Raw genomic sequence first — 17846 nt, 5'->3', positions numbered from 1 at the left:
TGTTCCGTCTCCTTCTTCCATCTCTACAATATGGGAAGAGTTTCAAGATCTAACAGGCCCTAATGCCATCAGACCTAAGCCAAATATCTGGCCAAATTTTAGGGAGAGTAATCTTAAATTCTTTTATTAAATAATCATTTACGATATTAATATCTTCTTGTGTAGCAGGTGGCTCTGCACATCCTCTTTGCTTATCGATTTTATCTAAAAGTATTGAAATTTCAGGAATCATTAATTCTCTCCTTTCGAAAATGTAGCGGATAAATTATTTGATGGTGGCCATATAAGATATCCTTTACGTGGATAGGGCCACTCAATTAAGCGACTATCTCCATGTATCATACCTTTTGTTGTTAAATTTTGATAATTTGTAAGTAACTTATGCTCTGGATTTTTTCTCATAAGAATAAGATTTGACGAATTATTTGTACCGCCATCATCTAAAGGCTCTATATGATGAAGATCATACCTTTCGGGATTTAATCCATTTTTCATTCTTGATATATCATTCCTGTTTAAAAAAGGGGCTTCCCCCCCATACCGGGCGAACCAAAGGCGGTCTGAGCTCAAAACTTCATGCCCTTTGCCGATGATCAGGGGCGACCAGTCCGACTTTATCTGACTGCAGGGCAGGTCAGTGACTTCAAAGGCGCGGACGTGCTGCTGGCAGATCTACCCGACAAGACAGAAGAAAACATCGGGGACAGAGGTTGTGACAGCAACAGGATCAGGTTATTGCTTGCAGAACGCACGATCACAGCCTGTATTCCGCCGAAGAAAAATCGAAAATTAAAACTACCTTACGACTGGCATCTGTATAAAAAGCGCCATCTGATCGAAAATATGTTCGCAAAGCTTAAAGACTGGCGACGCGTGGCGACACGATACGATCGCTGTGCTCATACATCCATGTCTGCAATCCATATCGCAGCAAGCTTCATCTTCTGTCTCAAAGAATGAGTCCTGAGCCTAGATAAGGAATGAGACCTCTGCGCGACACTGCAGAGGTCTTTTTTTACAACAGGTAAAGAATCTTCATCCCCCTCTTTTCCCATGGTTCTGAGCAGCCTATGCTCAGCTCAGATGTTCATTTTTCCTGTTTGCAATACAATCTGATATTGCAATGTTGCCCAAATCACTGTGTCTGTCTGGAGACAAGATGTCACGTGCTCTCTCTGCCATAGCCCTGCTGGTACCCCTGTTTCTGACAAATTGTGCCAGTCGGCCAGATCAGGAGCACTCTGCAACAACCGCCGGGGCAGGATCATCTTACAGCTACAACCCTCATGTGCCAGATTTTGCGACGCACAATTTTGAGCCTTTTAACCGCCAGGATGTCGTCGCTATCGCTTTGCGCGAATGGCGCATGTTTGGCAGCCCGGTCAATGATGATGACCCGACTACACGCCCTGAACCACAAAATGCTTCCCTGAAGCCCGAGCGCACCCCCGGCCTGTGGCAACGCGTTGGCGAATACTGGTGGGTAGGTATTGACCCTGACTCAACAGAAACAGCATGGACCGGCAAACACGATGCCAGCGGCCGAATGACAGACTTTGTGCATGATGGCGACTATGCCTGGTCAGCAGCCTTTATCTCCTATGTGATGCGTATTGCCGGGGCAAATAACCGCTTTCCCTACTCGCCTAACCACGCCACCTATATTAATGCCGCAGCTTCGGGGCAGTCACCTGTTTTACGGGCACAGGACCCAGCGCGTTATGCTCCCAAACCTGGTGACCTGGTATGTGTCGCACGAGGCAAAGCAAAATCTTTCATTCGCTACTCCAGCCTGCCAACCTCTTATGGTTTCCCCGCCCATTGTGGTTACGTTGTCGCCACCAACCAGCAGGGGCAGCCTTTTGGCCATCAGCTGAGCACAATCAGTGGCAATATCGACGACAGCGTTGCGCTGACTCATGTACCAACAGACACTGAGGGGCACATAGCCGCACCATCAGGAAAAAGCTATGATGAGCGCTACCCGTGGTGTGTTGTACTGGAAGTGCTGTATGACGCTGAAGCAGAACCGGATGCTGGCAGGTAACACAAACTGACTTTTGCAGTTTTCTGTTGAAGTCACCTGCACGCGACCCTACCTATGACTTCGTTGGAACTCTATTAAGGTGTAACCAGATGACTGAAAGCGCACATTCCTCTCTGCCGGGCTGGAGCAACCCTTCCTTCTCCATGCCTGGTGCTATTGGTGGCACGCCTCTGATCCGCCTGCGCAAAGCATCTGAACTCACCGGCTGTGAAATTTATGGTAAAGCCGAATTCATGAACCCTGGCGGCTCGGTCAAAGATCGTGCCGGACTGGCGATTATAGAGGACGCAGAAGCACGTGGCCTGCTTAAACCCGGGGGGACATTAGTTGAAGGAACGGCCGGGAATACCGGTATTGGCCTGACCCTGGTTGCTAACGCACGCGGTTACCGCAGCATTATTATTATGCCCGAAACGCAAAGCCGCGAAAAAATTGATTTTTTGCGCATGATCGGCGCTGATCTGCGTCTGGTACCAGCTAAACCCTATAAAGATCCGGGGAATTATGTGCATGTCTCACGCCGTCTGGCGGAAGAAGAAGGACATGTGTGGGCCAACCAGTTTGACAACCTGGCAAACCGTGAAGGACATCGTCAGACAACAGCTCCTGAAATCTGGCACCAGCTTAACGGCAATGTTGATGCATTTACATGCGCATGCGGCACCGGGGGTACATTAGCCGGTACAGCTATGGGGCTGCATGACGCAGCAAAACAAGCTGGTCGAAAATTACCTCATATTGTTCTGGCAGATCCGGAAGGCTCTGGTCTTTACGGCTGGGTTAAAAATAATGATCTGTCAGCCAGTGGCTCATCCATCACTGAAGGGATTGGCCAGTCCCGCGTGACCGGCAACCTGGAAGGAGCGCCAATTGATGATGCCGAGCGTATTCCTGACACTGAAGCACTGGACATTATTTATAGTCTGCTGATTGATGAGGGGCTGTCGGTTGGAGGATCGTCAGGCATTAATGTTGCTGCCGCCATTCGTACAGCACGCAAGCTTGGCCCGGGCCATCGTATTGTAACCATTCTGTGTGACAGCGGTGCACGCTATCAGTCAAAACTGTTCAACCCTGAGTTTCTGCATAGTAAAAACCTGCCTGTCGCTCCCTGGCTTAAATCGTAAGTCCTGCTACCACATAATTAAAAAGCCCTTTTTTATAAGGGCTTTTTAAAATTATACACCAGACTTAGGCTGATGCAGCCTCTTCTGATGCTATGGCCTCTGTTTTATCAAGAAACGACATCAGATCAGCATCTGAGCAATCAATCCAGAATTCATTACGATCTGGTGTGGGCCACTGGCAGCCTTTGGTCAGATAAACATTATGATGTTCCATCAGGTAGCCAATGTGGAGCTGCACAGCGTTCCAGAAACCCAGGCACCCGACAACAGTTCCCTTACCTGCAAACAACGCATTATGCATACCCGAACCGTGCTCACCAATAATAATGGCAGCTTCAGAAAAAACTTTAACCTGCTCTTCTAAAGAAAGCTCCTCAGGACGTATAATTTTATAACCGCGCTGTACTGCACTGGCTTCAAAAGCAGCACGCTGAACAAACTGACGGTTACTGTGTGAAAAATCTCCCCGGGAAACCAGAATTTTACGTGTTTTTTCTGTCGGAGTGAATGGCCGGGTGATGCCATTATAAAACTCTCGGACAAAACTATGAAAAGAAAATTCTCTCGTATAGCAATATGATGGCAGAATAGCTTTTTTGCACAGCACAATATCTGTGTCAGGGTTATAGGTAATAATATTCTCTCGTTTAACACCACACGTCACGATAAGGGTGTGATAAATCCACTCAGGGGTATAAGAAGGCAGGAGAATTTTAAGATCTGAAAAACGTTCCCCCAACGCGCTTTTAATCACACCATAACGAGGCAGATAATCAACAAGCCAGTGCCCCCAGACATTAAAAGCAACACCATCTCCTGCGATCACATCCGCCTCAATAATAATTTTATTTTTTGGCGAACCCGAAAAATAACTCTGGTGCTCTGGTATACTTCTCTGCGTATCAAGGCCGGTCGCACAATTAAAACCAAAATGAGTGCTTACTATTGTGCCCCCGGGCTGCGTAACTATCAGATCATCTATCTCATAGAATCCTACAGGTTTCAGAAGAGATGATGGTTTTTTCCAGTGATAATCATGAACCCATCCACGACTATCCGTTAGTTCCCACACCTTAAAAGGCCCCTGCACACGCTCACCGGGCCTTACCTCGCGAAACTCTGAAATGCCACAGGTAACAGTTTTTTTGCCAGAAGAGAGGTCGAAGAACTTCATGATGTAAACCTCACTATAATGAAACCGCTTATCATAAAGGAAATTTATAAATCACTTTATCAAATGCTGCTTCATCATAAATTTTCAACGTCTCTTTAATGTTAAAACCCTGTATTTTACGCCAGATACGACGATTAACAGCCCGATTAAAAACCCCGGATCCTGTTTTATAGGCTGTAAACATTACAGGGTGTAAATAGCAGTTTCTGTACAGAGAAAGGAGGCAATCCTCTCCGATCATACTTCCCGGTATTGTACCATAACAGTCAGTATGAATAACATTATTGCCAGTCACAAAGAAAACATCAGAAGCATCCTGAGATGTCATGAAATCTGCTGCAGCTTCATCTCTGATGCGATGATCTGCATTCATCCACCAGCCACCATACAGCTGCGTTACATGCACTCGCAGTATATCCGAGGCTTCAGCAGAGTTGCGGGCATTAAGAAAGATCGAGCGGGCTTCAACGCCATAGTTTGAATATAACCACTCAGCAGCTTCTTCTTTATCAAAAATACGAAGATTAAACTGCTTCATATTTTTATGAATTGCAAAATTATCAAGAATTTCAGGAGGTGGGCTCTTATCCCAGTACATGAAAAGGTTATTAGGAATTTTCTCTTTTCTCTCTGCCTCCGGAGTAGGGTCGAGCAGCTGCGGTGCAGACTTCAGAACAATCTCGAAATAAAGTCTGTCAATCTCTTCACCGGTATGAAACTCTTCATAAGCATTTTTCATATGCTTCAGAGCTTCCTCGCCCTTATTCTCTCTCCATGCGAGGGCAATACCTTCAATATAATTTGCATACGGAATATTATATCCTCGCAGCAGATCAATTTCATGCCTGGGAGGCTCTACCCCCGCTTTAAGCAAACAAAGAAGCCGTTTTTGTAAAAAAGTCTGAGCAAGCGGATATTTATTTGGTTCTTTTGAGTGAAGTCTGAAACCAAGGCCATAGATAACAGCAGCTTCTCTGACACTCTTGTTTGCATGCAGTATATTGGCAATATTGAAAGCATCTTCTATGCTATTAATACCATTTCTCTGAAAATATTCTTTTGCATTTATGTTAAAACCGATTGACTTAATATCAAATTCAGTTACGGATTTATCATCCGAAGAAACAGGAATTTCTTCCTCTAAAGGCGGAGTGTTAATACTTTCATTTATCGGCGTATTATTTCTGCTTCTGTTTCTGTAATTTCTAAAAGTATGAATACTTGCAGAAGTCTCAATAATTTCTGACATTACACAACCCTTAAATATGCAGGAATGAATTTTTCTTGCCATACCTGAAAATAGTTTACAACTCATTTCCCAGGTGGGTGAAGATATGTTTCAAACTCGAAATGTAAGCGACTGAACAACAAAGTCTTAATGATCGGGATGGTATGCAAAACAAGACGTTTTTTACGAAAACCAGCCGTTAAAACAACGAATACACGATACCCCTGATACCCGATAGCAAGGGAGCAGAACGTATGTAAAAAACCTAAGGAAACAACAAAAATACATCACTCACGGGCTCACCTCCATTGGTAAACCTGTGAATCACAACGGCTCGTTCAGTTCAATAAATTAACAGGTTCTGAGCCTAACAATACGAGTTAAGTATGAAGTTTCCAGTCAACTTTTTTGTTCAGTAATTTTCTTTAGAATAACTTCTAATCTTTGAGTGTCATTGGCCATATCTGACTATTTATCCGCTCTTTCATCATTTGGTGTAATGCTAAATACATATTTAATCCAAGATGATACAGCATCTTCCACAAAAACCCATTCTTTATCCGAAAGAGTTATAGAGAGCTTGCTCGAGTCTAGCGAATTTTTAAGCATTTTGCAGCTATCTCCTCCAGATATCCAATAAATTTAGAAAACGGTATAGTTTTAACTGGAACTATCATATAATGATCAGAATGATTGTTATATATTTTTACATCATGACTAATATAAGTTCATTTTTTTAAACACTAAGTATACGGTTTATTCCTGTCAGTAGAAAATAAATATATTCCATTGTTGCCTGCCATTATATGATTAATAATATTTATATTAACAATGGTAATATCTTTTGGTCTTACATTAGAAAGCTTAGAACTAGTTGTTTGGTCCCGGAGTTTGATGGTGTGATATTTTCACGAGAGTGGAAAGAAGCCTTATGGGACAGATACGTCATGGGAGCGCCACGACCACGCACGCCGTGCGGGCAGCAATACAGCGATCGCAGGCTTCGCTCGCGGCGCTGAGCAGGGAGTTCGGGATTAACCCGAAAACAGTTGCAAAATGGCGCAGGCGTCAAACGATTGAGGATCAGAAGGCAGGCCCCAAAGAGCCGCGCTCAACGGTTCTGTCCGCGACGGACGAAGCGATGATCGTGGCCTTTCGTCGGCACACCTTACTGCCGTTGGATGATTGCCTTTACGCATTGCAGGCCAGCATTTCTCATCTGGCACGCCCGGCCCTGCATCGCTGTCTGCAGCGTCACGGAATTTCATGCCTGTCTGATGTCGAAGGAGGTAAGCCGAAACAACAGCACTTCAGGTGCTATCCGATCGGGTTCTTTCACCTCGATATTGCCGAAGTCCAGATCGCTGAAGGCAAGTTTGCGGTAACGCAGCTTGTGGACAAAGCCAACAGACGAACAGCCCGGGAATTTCTCGAACATCGTCTGACGAAACTCAATCATCCCTGGGCCAATGGTCAGGTCGAGCGAATGAACTGCACGATCAGGGAAGCAACTGTCAAACGCTTCCATTACGACAGCCATGAGCAGTTGAGGACACACCTCAACGACTTCATGGCGGCTTATAATAACTTCGGGCGACGGCTCAAGGCACTCAAAGGCCTCACACCCTATGAATACATCTGCAAAATATGGACTTCAGAGCCAGAAAGATTCATTATCAATCTAACCCATCAAACTCCGGGACCAAACAGCTGGTTTTCAGGAAACAGAGCACGTAGCCCTTCCGTTGTTGCCGGGCAGCAGCCCCGTTCGGTAATCAGGCCGGTAACCAGTCGGGCTGGTGTGACATCAAAGGCAGGGTTAGCAGCTTTGCTGCCGTCCGGGACCAATTGCACAGAGGTTATTTCACCTTTGGCTGTACGTCCTGCAATATGTGTCACCTCACTGGCTGAGCGCTCTTCGATAGGAATTTCTTTCACACCGTCAGAAACGGTCCAGTCAATGGTGGTAGAGGGCAGGGCAACCCAGAAAGGTACATTGTTGTCTCTTGCGGCCAGCGCTTTGAGGTATGTGCCAATTTTGTTGGCAACATCGCCCGTGCGGGTAACACGATCTGTTCCTACAATAACAAGATCCACCTGCCCGTGCTGCATCAGGTGCCCGCCTGCGTTGTCGGCAATAACGGTATGCGGCACGCCATGGCCACCAAGTTCCCATGCTGTCAGAGCAGCGCCCTGGTTACGCGGGCGGGTTTCGTCAACCCAGACATGCACCTTCAGTCCCTCGTCATGCGCCATGTAGATGGGGGCAAGAGCTGTGCCCCAGTCAACGGTTGCTATCCAGCCGGCATTGCAGTGGGTAAGAATGTTAACCGGTGACTGGTTTTTACGTTTGCTGGCAATGTCACGTATCAGTTCCAGGCCATGGCGCCCGATTGATTCGTTCTGGGCTACATCTTCATCACAGATTTTTCCGGCTTCTGCATAAGCAGCTTTTACGCGTTCTTGCTCTGGAAGAGGGCGCAGATGTGTCAGAAGCCGGTCAATGGCCCAGCGCAGGTTAATGGCGGTGGGGCGTGTGGCCGCGAGCATAGCCGCCTGTGTTTCCAGAGCATGGTCTGATGCGTTATTGCGCAAAGCAAGAGCCAGACCATAAGCGGCAACTGCGCCAATCAGCGGTGCACCTCTGACCTGCATGCTGCGTATTGCATGCGCAACATCATCAGGTGTTGTCAGTCGCAGGATGTTTCGTGAAAAAGGAAAAAGAGTCTGATCAAAAATGTTTACTGACCACCCATCTTCCTCATTGATCCAGACGCTTCTGTAAGAGACACCATCAATTTTCATTGTCATAGCTTTCGAGTGAATATTTGCATATAGCATCGCAATTTCAGGTTATTCTGAAAAGCATTTTACAGCCTGACTGTCAGCTTATTTTTGTTTGTGACGCTGAGGGTCATAATCTGGAACATTCTTAATGTCTGAAAGATAAAAGTATTTTTTGCAATTTTCCTGATATTTGTTATGTAGGGGAAGTAAACCGGGTTCATTATGAACTCCGGAGTGCGTTATGTACATTGCTGTATATTCGTCATATTTTAAAACATGCTGATGTTTTTTATAATTTAAAAAAGAGAGGGTTTCATGAGCGGCAGAGAAAAACGTAAAGTTACAACGCGTGCAAAAGCAACACCGGTAAAGAAAACAACGTCTTCTCGTCGTAGTCGTGTTGTGGAGGCAGTAGCAGAGGAGGATATTTCTTCTCAGCGTCCATCACGTCGTGCAACTGTTAAAAAAGTAGCAGCCGCTAAAGCTGAGGCACCTGTTAAGACAAAAACTTCTAAAAAAGTTGCACCTGCAAAAAGTGCAGCGCCGGCTCCGGTTAAAAGCAGCAGGGCTGCGCCGGTGAAGAAAAAAGCAGCTGCGCGGGTTGCAGCTCCTGTGGTGAAGGAGGAAGTTGTCGCGCCTGTGGTTGTGAAGAAGAAAAGAGTGGCAAAGGCAAAGCCTGAGGTTGCTGCTCCTGTACCGGCAGCGCGTGGCCGGGCAGCTGCCACGACCAAAAAAGTAACAAAGACAGTCAAAATTATTGAGCCGATTGTTGAAAAGCCCAAAGCGGTAAAGAAAAAAGTGGTTCAGGCTGAAGAGACCAGAGTTCGTCTGTCAGCTGTAGAAAAGCTGCGTATTGTCCAGGAAACACGGCGCCGTAAGCGTTATGAACGCCTGGCCGCTGAAGCCGCCGCTGAAGCCGAAAAAGCCAGTGCAGCTAAGACATCACGCAGCCGTAAGGTTGCGTCTAAACCTGCTGCCAGAGCAAAGACGAAAACAACCCGCAGTCGTAAAGCGTAAAATTTCTTTATAGTTTTTGTGTTTCCAGGGGGCGTTATTTTTTTTCGGCGCACCCTGAACACAGCCCCTCAATTTCTATAAAAGCATTTTGTGCGATAAAGCCCCGGGGCTGGCATGATTGTTTTATGGCTTCAAGAATATGTGGTGTGCTGATCTCTGACGTGCTTTTGCATTCGCGGCAGATCAGAAACTGCGCTGTATGTAAATGAGGCGTGTCATCTTTATATTTTTGTGAGCAGTCGTCTGTATGATGCGCATGCAGCAGATGCACACAGGGAACAAAAGCAGAAAGACGCTCAATACGGTGAATGAGACCGTGTTCAAGCAGAAATTCTAAAGCACGGTAGACCGTCGGCGGGGCTGGCTTACGTTCTGGTGTTTTAATTTGCTCAAGCAGATCATATGCCCCAACAGGCTTGCCTGCGCTGAGAATAAGGCTAAGAATTTCTCTGCGTTGTGGTGTAAGGCGACTGCCATTGCGGGCACAAAGTGCTGCGGCTTTATCGAGTAATTCTTCTACAGGTGTTGTTATCTCGCTCTGACAGTCAGATGAGCAGGATGTGTGGCCGGGCATGATGCAGGGTGTCCCTTATCGTTTTTGACTGATGTCAGAGCTTATAAAGCAGATATGTGTAACAGGCGATTCAGTTCAGCATATGAAGCGTTTTGTCTTGTTTACAAGATATGTTATAATATCACATTCTCTGAGTGATGCCGTTTAGTAAGCAGTCACTGTATATAAGGGCCGGAATAGCCGGGGCAGGGTAGTTTTATGCGGTTTTTGTCACTGACGGTGCTTGGCTTAACCGTATGGAGTTTTCTGCCATCTATGGTTTTGGCTTCTGTGCAGGATAAGCCTTCTGTTGTTGCAGCTGAAAATATGTGGGCTGACCTGGCTGCCCAGATTACCGGCCCTGATATGACAGTGACCTCTGTTCTGTCGCGACCTGTGTCAGACCCGCATCTTTATGAGCCTGGCCCGGCAGAAGGGCGTATGGTGAGTGATGCCACTCTCGTTATCGCCAATGGTGCCGGGTATGATGCATGGATGGAGCGCCTTGCCCGCACACGTTCTCCCGCTGCATTCCCTGTGCTGCGTGTGCAGGATGTGGCTGACTGGCATGAAGGGGATAATGTTCATTTATGGTATAATATCAGTGCAGTTGAGGCCTTCATAAAGGCTTTTGTCGCGGCGTGTCAGAAGGCTGATCCGTCACATGCTTCGGCTTATGCTGTACGGGGGCAGAGGCTGCAGGCAGCAGTGGATCAGGTTAAAAATGTAATAGCTACAGCACGTTCTGAAGTGTCCGGGCAGCCTGTTGCAGCGACTGAACAGGTTTTTACGCCTCTGGCTGATCGTATGGGCCTCAGGATGAAACGGCAGGGTTTTCAGCTTGCAGTGATGAATGATGTCGAGCCGGCACCATCCGAAGTGGCGATGTTTGAAGATGATATCAGGCAACATCGGATTAACCTGCTTATTTATAATTCCCAGGTTAATCGTCCTTCAGTTGAACGTCTGGTCGCAATGGCAAAGCAGGAGGGAGTGCCGGTTCTGGCTGTGTCCGAAACGATGCCACAGGGTTTACACTGGCAACAATGGGTGAGTGATACAGTGGAGCAGGCTGCCGGCTTGCTTGAGGTAAAAAAGTGACGATACCTGCACTTGAGTTTTCACACGTGACACTTTCACGCGGTGGTCACGATGTTTTGCGGGATGTCAGCTTTAAAGTTCCCCAGGGGAGTTTCGTTGGCGTTCTTGGTGCTAATGGTGCGGGAAAAACAACTCTGTTTCGTGGTATTCTGGGGCTTGAGGCACCAGGAGCCGGCACGATATTGTTTGAAGGTCGCAAGGTCCGTCGTGGTAATTCTGCTGCCGGCTATATGCCCCAGATGAGAAACATGCCGGGGGGACAGCTGAGTGGTCTGAGTATGGTCGAGGCGGCTTACCGCGGGCAGGTGCCCGGGCTGCCATGGGGAGGGCGCAAGAGGCGCGCTGCCGCCGAGGCTGCTCTGGTGGCCGTTGATGCTCTTTCTCTCGCTCATCGTCCAGTTGCTACTCTTTCTGGCGGGCAGCGTCAGCGCCTGCTTCTGGCGCAGGTGTTGCTTGATGATCCGTCCCTCCTGCTGCTTGATGAGCCGATGGCCAGCCTTGATCCGGCCAGAATGTCTGACACAGTCACACGTATCCACACTCTCGCCCGCAAGCGTAATATGACCGTGTTGCTGTCAGCACATGATATTAATCCGCTTCTTGGGTTTATGGATTACGTTTTATACCTGGCCGGAGGCAAAGCCTTACTTGGGCCGGTGCGTGAGGTTATTACGTCAGAGACCCTGACGGCACTTTATGGTGCACCGGTTGAAGTGCTTAAGGTTGGTCAGCGTTTATTTGTTGTTGCTGAAGGAGGCGGTGGCCTTTTTCAGTCTCATGATTGTACAGGGCATCACCATAATGCTTCATTATGAGTTTATGCAGATTGCATTTCTGGCGGCCTTTCTGGTGGCTATGGTGTGCGGGCCTGTTGGCTGGTTTCTGGTGTTACGTGGGCAGACTTTTGCCAGTCATGCACTCTCTCATGTTGGTTTTGCCGGCGCGACCGGTGCTCTGCTGCTTGGTTTGTCGCCTTTAACAGGCATGGCTGGTGGAACGCTCGCCGGTGGCTTGCTTATGGGGCTTGCCGGTGAGCGTATTGCCGGGCGAGATGTTGTGATCGGGCTGGTTCTCTCGCTTGCTCTGGGGCTGGGTGCCCTGTTTCTGCACTTTTTTACACATGCAGCAGGCGCATCTGCAGCTTTGCTTTTTGGTGATATTTTTGGTGTGAGCTGGTCTGTACTTACCTGGCTCGCAGCTTTAAGCATGTTGAGTCTGGCTGTCCTGGGCTTCTTGTCGCGTCCGCTTTTATTTGCGACGCTTCAGCCTGAGCTGGCAGAAGCCAGGGGTGTTAACCTGCGTGTAATGGGCATTTTGTTTTTGATGCTCGTGGCTATTACAACGGCTGAGTGTGCTCAGGTAACCGGCATATTGCTTGTTTTTACGTTGATGGTCGCACCGGCGGCGGCTGTTCTTCGTCTTGGCCTGCCACCATTCGCAGGCTTACTCTGTTCTGCCCTTCTGGCTGTTACGGAAGCCTGGGCAGGGCTGGTGCTTTCCTGGTATACGAATGCACCCGTGTCATTCTGGATTGCACTGATGGGAGGGGTGTTCTTTGTTACGGCCGAGGCCGTTATGCGCGTGGTTCGCAGGGCATAATGTCGCCTGAAATCTGATCGTTATTGCGGTATAGACCAGCAGATCCAGCTGCCTAATGCCAGAAAAATTGCGATGAATATGTGAATAATGATAAGCGCTTTTACTGTAATGACAGGTACATCCTGGCTTGGAGATTTATTGTCGGGTTGCTGAGCCATCTTTTTTCCTTAAGGGGTGTCCGGGCAGGTTATGAAACCGGAGTATGTAGCAGCGGGTGATGATTACGGTTGAAATAAACCAGCCCTGCGGCTTTTTCATGAATGGTCAGAGCCTGCACTATATAAATACTACACTATGTATGCCGACTTCTACAACACGCTGAAGAAGACAGTCAAAAAAGTTCAGGCCGTGTTCGGGACAGGTGCGTTTGTGGTCAAAGCTGCGTGTATTTGATAGTTGCTGTTGACACCGGCCCGTAAAATAGGTGGCATATTTGTATATTGCATACTGCTGAAGAAGTGCTGTCCGTAACATTGCAGAGTTATCCGTCATGATAACATTAACGGCAGCATCAGGGCGCGACATAGCAGTGTGGCAGGAGTGACTTTGAGGGAATATTTATCCTCCTCTGGTATAGTATTCGGGTGTTTTGCGTGTAGGAATAAAGAAGGAAAGCAATGACAGAAACGCATCTTTCTCTCACCCCGGTGGTTCTTACACAGCAAAAAGGTCACCTTGGCCGCATCATTCTTAACCGCCCCCGCCAGCTTAATGCTGTTGATTATGAGATGGCCTGCGGTATTGGTCGCGTGCTTGATGCCTGGGAACAGGATCTTTCGGTTCGTGTTATAGTTTTACAGGGGGGTGAAGCCCGCGCTTTTTGCGCCGGTGGAGACCTGAAAGTGATTTATGCTCATATTGCCCGGGGTGAGACGGCAGAGATCTATCAGAAAATGCTGGCAACCTATGCTGTGATGAGGCGCATTGCGGCGTTTTCCAGGCCGGTTGTATCGCTCATGGATGGTATTGCCATGGGGGGTGGTATTGGTCTGGGTGGTCATGCTGCTTATCGCGTTGTTACAGAGCGTTCTGTGCTGGCGATGCCGGAAACGGGAATAGGTTTAACGCCTGATGCCGGCGGATCATGGATTCTTTCCCGCGCGCCCGGTTTTTTTGGTCTGCGGCTTGCTGTGACAGGTGGAGTGATGACCCCTCAGCAGGCTGTGACCAGTGGTTTTGCTGATTACCTGATGCAGTCTGACACTCTGCCTGCTCTTGTGTCAGAACTTGAGCATCGTATGCCTGAAGATGTTTTTGCTGCTGTGCCGCATGTTGTGCCTGCCAGAGCATCAGAGCTGGATGCCTGTTTTGACGCCCCTGACCTGCCATCAGCTTTAGAAAAGCTTGCCTGCATATCGGGGGAGGAGGCGCAGAAAGACCGCGATCTGATTGCACGGGCCTGTCCGTTCTCATTATGTCTGTCGTGGGAAGCCTGGCACCGGGCCAGAACACTGCCTGCGCTGGCGGATGCTTTCTCTCAGGAGGAGTGTCTTGTTGGGCATCTCCTCAGGCGCCACGATTTTTCAGAAGGTGTGAGGAGCAGGTTGATTGATCGTGACAATGCTCCGCGCTGGTCTCCGTCTGTGCTGGACGCCGTGAATGATGAAGAGATCATGCAATGTTTTGAAGCGTTGCATGAGTGAGCGACAGGTATAAAATTTTATTCTTTTTTTACGGAGGGACGAAGAAAGGCTTTCCAGAGTTCGTATTCATCACTGAGTTCGGGTGAAGGGCATCTCCATTCCGATTTGCCATATAAGTGGTAGTGTTTTTTGCCTGAAATGATTTCCCCAAGACGTACCGAGACAGCGACGTCAGGGTTTTGTCGCAGGTACCAGTCTTCAGAAAATTTATACGAGCCGCCCTCGCGCTCTTCCCAGTACCCTGCATTGAGAAAATGTGTCAGGCCGGAATCTATAGCGCCTCTGTGTACAGCTTCGGCTACATCCGGGTTTGTTTTCAGATATTGTGCCTCATTAAAAGGTTGCTGCATCATGTAAGTATGAAGCAGAAATATAAAAAGATCTTTGGGGACAGAAATTATCTCTTTTTGTGTTGATAAAGGGTTTTCACCAAGAATTTGTATAAGTAGAGAAGAGGGTATCATGAAAATCGCCAGGTTATATATTTATTAAAATAATATTTATCTAATGCAGGGCATTATTTAATTTTTATTATTAAAAGTAAAGAAGAAGATAATTATAAGATGAAAAAAGATCTGTCTTCTGTGAAGACTGTTGATTTGAAAGCAGCCGCCGGGCAAACTCTGGCAGAGCTCTTCTCTCCCGCATTTTTTCAGCCTTCTCCCGCCGTACAAAACCTGCATCTTGTGCCGGATGATGTTTTACAGGCTATGCATGCCGGGTGGCATACAGGGCAGCATATGCCCCGCCCTTTTATTATACGCCGTCTTTCAGATGTTTATGTGACTGAAGAGGGGCTGGTTTTTACCCGCGATAATGAGCTGATTATACAAACAATAGCGCAGCATAGTGCGGCAGAGTGTCAGCGAGCGTATGAGCGTGTTCTGTCAAAAACCGAGAGTGTGCCGGAAGAAAAACCCAGCCTGCTTTTGCGAAAGCGGGGAGATCATAATTATGGTCACTGGCTGGTTGAACTTTTGCCCAGGCTCTGGCGGGCTGAGCGGGTGGGGTCTTACAGCTGTCTGGTGGTGCCGCAGGTATCAGGCGCAATGCAGGCAGTAATACGTGATTCTGTCGCCCTCTCTTCACCACGGTATTATCAGTATCTGTCTCTTGGAAATGATGAGGTTCGTTATTTCAGAACTCTTACACTGGTTGAGGGGCTGACAGATCACGGTGTGTATATGTCTCCTCTTTGCTTTGAGCGTAATGAGCAAATGAGTGCGGCAATGTTCTCTGGTTCTCCACTCAGATTATATATTGCTCGTCCCGGGAGCCGGCGCAGCCTTGCTCATGAAGAGCAGATACAGGCTCTTCTGATACGCTATGGCTTTATAACGGTTGACCCCACAGCCTTAACATTGCTTGAGCAGATGAAGCTTTTCCGGAATGCCGCCTGTGTTGTGGGGGTGATGGGAGCAGGCATGAGCAGCATAGTATTTTGTGCGGCCGGGACAAAGGTTGGCATTTTAGCACCTGCGACTATGCCAGATACATTTTATGCTTTTATTGCAGGTATTCGTGGCCTGACATATCAGGAAATACGCGGTGAGACGGAGCATCCCTCAACGACCTGGGATGTTCCGTTTGTCATTTTGCCCGAGCAGCTTGAAGCCCTGCTCAGGCAGTGGGCATTATAGCGCTGGCTTACTTCAGTGGCAGGTGAGACTGGCGATGAAGAACGAGCAGAGGCTCTTTTGCCTGATTACTCAGGGTCAGTATTTCACCCTGTGAACTGATTTCCCAGTTTTTTACAGTTTCCAGGCTATGCAAAAAAGCTCTCTCGCGCTGGGTTACTGTGCTGTCAGCACAGGCCATTTTTGTGCTTGCGATTGCAGAAAATGCTATTGTTTGACCCATGGCCGTATAGCGGCCTTTTATGGTGTTACAGACTGTTGATCCGCTTACAGTACCGTCTCCATGCAGGTCCAGAGTTGGTGTGATGGTGCCGTCACGCAGTGAGGTCTGGCCAATTTTATCGGTGTGCCATGAACCTTTAAGAGTATGGGGTAAGGACTGTGTCACTTCTCTGCGCAGTATGATCGTGATGTCTTTACTGGTTTTTAAACTGACCGGAGCTGGTGAGGGTGTTTTAAACCAGGGCTGTCCATCAACAAAAATAACGGCAGATAAAGCGTAGGTGTGTCCAGGCTTAAAAAGGTTGCGGTTTATACTCAGATGAAATGGTACCGGTACCTGCTGGTTAATATCCATGCTGTCAGTCGAGATGACAGCCGGCGCCTTTGAAATTGTGCTGACATCAAGCAGGCGAACCTCAGCCCGGGCCGCAGGCAGCAATATGCGTTCACGGTAGATCAGGTTTCCCTGCAGTGTCAGAGGGGTTGTCTGAGCCTGTGCCCGGGATGACTGAAAGCCACAACCAAGAAGCAGGGCAGACAGGGCAAGCGTTGTACGACGACGAAGCAACAGCAAAGACATCAGAACTCTCCGGGTGATACAGGATCAGATGTTATATGAAACGCAGCTCTCTCAGTGGTGTTTTTGTTTTTCTTTTGTGTTGATAAAATGCGTGATCAGGCTGGTCAGGCCGATCGCCAGGAGTGCCCCCTTTAACCCTGCAAGAAGGCTTGAGGGTATATAGAATGACAGAGGGCTGTCAGCGCGTCTTGTTTTACTGTCAAAGTCGCCATGTGCACCCATAATGCCCGCAGGTGAGGTATAGAGGTTGTCTGCTGCGTGGTCAGGTGCATAGTCTTTACTCAACTGTGCTTTGTACCCTTTTTGTGCCAGTTTTTTGATGCTGTAACCGGTACCGGTGATTTTATGCAAAAATGACAGGATTGCTTCAGGACCGACCGATATTGTGTCGCTGGTTGTAAAAGCAGCGCGGCAAATAGCTTCGGCAGCGACTTCAGGCTCATAGACTGGCCCTGCGGGGCGAAGTGTCTGGCCTGTTGTGTTGCGTGTCCACCGGTAGCGCGGTGTATTGATTGCAGGCAGATCAACAGTCACTACACGAATGGCATCAGCATCGTGAAGCAGTTCAGCGCGCAGGCTGTTACAGAAAGCACGAAGAGCCGCCCGGGCGCCATTCTCAGCAGCCTGAAGCGGCATGTCACGTAAAGACGGGGCCAGATCGAGGTTAATAATAACTCCCTGGCTGCGTCGGCGCATATGCTCCAGGGCAGCGAGAGTGCCATTGACGCTCCCCATATATGTGACGTCCGTTGCGCGCTGAATGTCCTGTGCGCAGAGTGATGTGACCTGCCCGATAACTGTTGCACCGGCACAGTTTACCCAGATGGCAATCGGGCCAAGTTCGTTTTCGATCTGCTCAGCAGCCTGACGTAAGGCCTCAGGGCTGGTCACATCAAGGGCAAAGGTCATCGTTTTAATGGCGTGCTCATGCAGGTCTTGTACGGCTTCAGCCAGTCGTTCTTCATTGCGTCCGATCAGCGCAATGTCAAAGCCGGCTCGTCCCAGAGCCCGGGCGGCAGCACGACCAATGCCTGTACCGGCACCAGTGATAACAGCGATCTGAGAGGGCATAATGAAGCTCCTGCAATAAAGCGGCATCAGAGAATAGGGAGTCTTGTGTGCCTTTTCCTG

The 17846-nt window shown here is 48.3% G+C and carries 18 protein-coding genes and 1 pseudogene; 10 read left to right on the top strand and 9 right to left on the bottom strand.

Translation table 11 applies throughout. From position 1 onward, the window contains the following. Positions 1-49: 49 nt before the first annotated feature. Together HK11_RS10395 and HK11_RS10390 are read right to left on the bottom strand one after the other, a co-directional pair. A complete protein-coding gene (locus tag HK11_RS10395; RefSeq protein WP_086555276.1) occupies positions 50-232 on the bottom strand; it encodes a hypothetical protein in 183 nt (60 codons plus the stop codon). Then, entirely contained in the window at positions 232-495 is a 264-nt protein-coding gene (locus HK11_RS10390; protein ID WP_086555275.1) for an HNH endonuclease signature motif containing protein, read from the bottom strand. The genes HK11_RS10395 and HK11_RS10390 overlap by 1 nt, the downstream gene beginning before the upstream one ends. 81 nt (positions 496-576) lie before the next feature. On the opposite strand from HK11_RS10390, the gene HK11_RS10385 reads away from it, so the two are divergent. The 3 genes from HK11_RS10385 (at position 577) to HK11_RS10375 (ending at position 3174) form a co-directional block, all read left to right on the top strand. Then, the gene (locus HK11_RS10385; protein ID WP_086555274.1) at positions 577-960 is read left to right on the top strand and encodes an IS5 family transposase; all 384 of its coding nucleotides are present in this window, start codon (positions 577-579) and stop codon (positions 958-960) included. A 199-nt stretch (positions 961-1159) separates the two neighbouring features. Then, the gene (locus HK11_RS10380; RefSeq protein WP_086555273.1) at positions 1160-2047 is read left to right on the top strand and encodes a DUF2272 domain-containing protein; all 888 of its coding nucleotides are present in this window, start codon (positions 1160-1162) and stop codon (positions 2045-2047) included. Positions 2048-2136: 89 nt separating this feature from the next. After that, entirely contained in the window at positions 2137-3174 is a 1038-nt protein-coding gene (locus HK11_RS10375) for a cysteine synthase A (protein ID WP_086555272.1), read from the top strand. Between the two features lie 64 nt (positions 3175-3238). On the opposite strand, the gene HK11_RS10370 is transcribed toward HK11_RS10375, so the two are convergent. Beyond that, complete coding sequence (locus HK11_RS10370) at positions 3239-4348, bottom strand: DUF563 domain-containing protein (RefSeq protein WP_086555271.1); 1110 nt, start codon at positions 4346-4348, stop codon at positions 3239-3241. Positions 4349-4379: 31 nt separating this feature from the next. Further along, positions 4380-5597 (bottom strand): hypothetical protein, encoded by a 1218-nt coding sequence (locus HK11_RS10365; protein WP_086555270.1) that lies wholly within the window; start codon positions 5595-5597, stop codon positions 4380-4382. A gap of 910 nt (positions 5598-6507) precedes the next feature. Between HK11_RS10365 and HK11_RS10355 the strand changes: the two are divergent. Then, positions 6508-7287, top strand: a pseudogene (locus HK11_RS10355) (integrase core domain-containing protein); the annotation flags it as partial. Here the strand turns inward: HK11_RS10355 and mtnA are convergent. Then, complete coding sequence (gene mtnA / locus HK11_RS10350; RefSeq protein ID WP_086555280.1) at positions 7266-8381, bottom strand: S-methyl-5-thioribose-1-phosphate isomerase; 1116 nt, start codon at positions 8379-8381, stop codon at positions 7266-7268. The pseudogene HK11_RS10355 and the gene mtnA overlap by 22 nt on opposite strands. A gap of 297 nt (positions 8382-8678) precedes the next feature. Between mtnA and HK11_RS10345 the strand changes: the two genes are divergently transcribed. Beyond that, positions 8679-9380 carry a hypothetical protein gene (locus HK11_RS10345; RefSeq protein WP_086555269.1) on the top strand — a complete coding sequence of 234 codons (702 nt, stop codon included), beginning with the start codon at positions 8679-8681 and terminating at the stop codon, positions 9378-9380. A 34-nt stretch (positions 9381-9414) separates the two neighbouring features. Here the strand turns inward: HK11_RS10345 and HK11_RS10340 are convergent, their stop codons facing one another. Continuing rightward, a complete protein-coding gene (locus tag HK11_RS10340) occupies positions 9415-9954 on the bottom strand; it encodes a transcriptional repressor (RefSeq protein WP_086555268.1) in 540 nt (179 codons plus the stop codon). Between the two features lie 255 nt (positions 9955-10209). On the opposite strand from HK11_RS10340, the gene HK11_RS10335 reads away from it, so the two are divergent. From HK11_RS10335 to HK11_RS10320, 4 genes are all read left to right on the top strand, one after another. Next, positions 10210-11034, top strand: coding sequence for a metal ABC transporter solute-binding protein, Zn/Mn family (locus HK11_RS10335; RefSeq protein ID WP_233127518.1), 825 nt, complete (start codon positions 10210-10212; stop codon positions 11032-11034). Next, positions 11031-11849: a metal ABC transporter ATP-binding protein gene (locus HK11_RS10330; protein WP_086555266.1), complete on the top strand. Its 819-nt coding sequence runs from the start codon at positions 11031-11033 to the stop codon at positions 11847-11849. Before HK11_RS10335 ends, HK11_RS10330 begins: the two co-directional genes overlap by 4 nt. Then, positions 11836-12633: a metal ABC transporter permease gene (locus HK11_RS10325; RefSeq protein ID WP_086555265.1), complete on the top strand. Its 798-nt coding sequence runs from the start codon at positions 11836-11838 to the stop codon at positions 12631-12633. Before HK11_RS10330 ends, HK11_RS10325 begins: the two co-directional genes overlap by 14 nt. 617 nt (positions 12634-13250) lie before the next feature. Beyond that, complete coding sequence (locus HK11_RS10320) at positions 13251-14276, top strand: enoyl-CoA hydratase/isomerase family protein (RefSeq protein ID WP_086555264.1); 1026 nt, start codon at positions 13251-13253, stop codon at positions 14274-14276. A 17-nt stretch (positions 14277-14293) separates the two neighbouring features. Here HK11_RS10320 and HK11_RS10315 read toward each other — a convergent pair whose 3' ends face one another. After that, entirely contained in the window at positions 14294-14740 is a 447-nt protein-coding gene (locus HK11_RS10315) for a hypothetical protein (protein WP_086555263.1), read from the bottom strand. 120 nt (positions 14741-14860) lie between these two features. On the opposite strand from HK11_RS10315, the gene HK11_RS10310 reads away from it, so the two are divergent. After that, entirely contained in the window at positions 14861-15916 is a 1056-nt protein-coding gene (locus tag HK11_RS10310; protein WP_158092820.1) for a DUF563 domain-containing protein, read from the top strand. 7 nt (positions 15917-15923) lie between these two features. On the opposite strand, the gene HK11_RS10305 is transcribed toward HK11_RS10310, so the two are convergent. Further along, on the bottom strand, positions 15924-16715 hold the full coding sequence (locus HK11_RS10305) for an META domain-containing protein (protein WP_086555261.1): 792 nt from the start codon (positions 16713-16715) through the stop codon (positions 15924-15926). A gap of 51 nt (positions 16716-16766) precedes the next feature. Beyond that, a complete protein-coding gene (locus HK11_RS10300) occupies positions 16767-17786 on the bottom strand; it encodes an SDR family oxidoreductase (RefSeq protein WP_086555260.1) in 1020 nt (339 codons plus the stop codon). Positions 17787-17846: the final 60 nt, after the last annotated feature.

Origin of the sequence: Acetobacter sp. DmW_043 (genome assembly GCF_002153485.1) — a bacterium.
GTDB lineage: Bacteria > Pseudomonadota > Alphaproteobacteria > Acetobacterales > Acetobacteraceae > Acetobacter > Acetobacter thailandicus.
Note: the sequence above shows the minus strand (reverse complement) of the source record. Positions and strands in the feature narration are given on the sequence as shown.